Genomic DNA, 1,714 nt, shown 5'->3' on the forward strand with positions numbered 1-1,714 from the left:
CGCACAGCGCTCTGGGCTACCGCCCACCGGCACCCGAAACCCTCGTCGCAATGGACCAGAGGCCGGCAATGCACTAACAATCAAACTGGACCACTCGGGTGGGGCTGATCAGCCTGACGATTGGGGGCCACCATTAGAATAATGGTAACTCCCAACCCGAAAGGCTCCATATGTGCGACAATGAACTTTGCTGCGCTGAAGAATGTGAACACGAACCCAAATCCGCAGAACGTGCTTTTGACCCTTGGAGAACCCCAGTCACATCAGCGGGGGAGAAGTATGTTCAAGAAGTCTTCCAACTAATCGAAGACTTTGAGATTGAAACATCGATCAGACACAGGAAGCGAAAAGGGAAAGATCAGGTCATACATGAACGCATGGTGATTGCGGTGGTCTGTGATCTGACGGTTGCAGCACTTTGCGCCATCAACAAGGGCCTCTACTTAACGCGGTCCAACAGGCACCTGGGTAGAGTGTCTCGCTATGGTGATCCCACGACCAGCAAGACTTTGCCGCGTCTTCTCGACCTTATGGCTGATCCGCGACTTGCCCTAATCCATCAAGAACTTGGTTTCAGAACTGAGGACGGAAAAAGAAGGCGAACCGTTATCCGCCCAAGTGCGAAACTCCTGCGGATTATTCGCAAGCATAGTGTATCGCTCGAAGACATAGGCGAACTCATGCGGACAGAGCCAATCGAGCTGAAAGGTCATCCTTTTGGGCGAAAGAAGAAAAACAAGCTGATCGACTACTGCGATACAGACTTCACGACGAAGGCGCGAAACCACATTCACGAAATCAACAGCACCTTGGCAAACGCAGACATTCGCTACACTGGCCCAGGGGTTGTCGATATCAACAAAAGACAACTTCGCCGGTCATTCAACCGCGAGAGCTTTGAAAGCGGCGGCAGGCTATGGGGAGGCTTCTGGCAGTCGATGAGCAAGGAGTACCGCCTCAGATACATCAGGATTGACGGGGAGGACGTTGTGGAGGTCGACTACGGGCAAGTCATGCCGCGTTTGCTATATGCGATCAAAGGTATAATTCCGCCAATGCAAGACCTCTACGACATTCCCGGCATTGATGGCGAAAGGCAAGGCTTTAAGAAAGTGATGTCTTCAATGCAGTTCGTTGAAAAGCCTTTGTCCCGTTTCCCGCAAGGGACGCGGCGCTACTTTGGACACAATGTTCGGGTCAAAGATGTAGAGAACGCCATCTTGTCCACCCATGCTGATATTGCCGATACGTTCCACAGAGGCTTGGGGCATCAGTGCCAGTTCATGGAAAGTCAAATCCTCGTCGAGGTGCTTTGCATACTGAACAGCATGGGTGTCGTCGCTCTCCCCATCCACGACGCGATACTGGTGCCAGCTTCAGCTGTCGATCTGGCTCAAAGGGTCATGCTCTACACCTTCAAGCGTCATACGGGACAAGATGGGGAGGTAGACGTCCTCACCAAGCATGACTTTGGACCTGATGATGACCTTCAGCTTGCAGCCTAAGCTATACCCTCTTCGTAGTGGTCATAAGAGGGATCAACTACGACGAGGTAGACCCTGTAGCTTGCAGCTATAGCTCATAGCTAAAGGATATAACTAAGGGTAACTCCCTATAGAGGGACTCATAAGTCATCCCGCGCTGAAGACCCCTGATGCTATTGACCGGCCTTCAAGCGGATGTTTCAGGGGTCGCATATCTCAGCGGCTTACCC

At 52.0% G+C, this 1,714-nt stretch carries 1 protein-coding gene; it reads left to right on the forward strand.

Annotated features, from left to right (window positions below; genetic code table 11):
* The first annotated feature begins 170 nt into the window (after positions 1-170).
* Positions 171-1,505, forward strand: a complete 1,335-nt coding sequence (locus AC2FME_RS18315) for a hypothetical protein (RefSeq protein ID WP_496801207.1) — start codon at positions 171-173, stop codon at positions 1,503-1,505.
* Positions 1,506-1,714: the final 209 nt, after the last annotated feature.

Source organism: Ruegeria sp. BHSC026, from assembly GCF_059613065.1.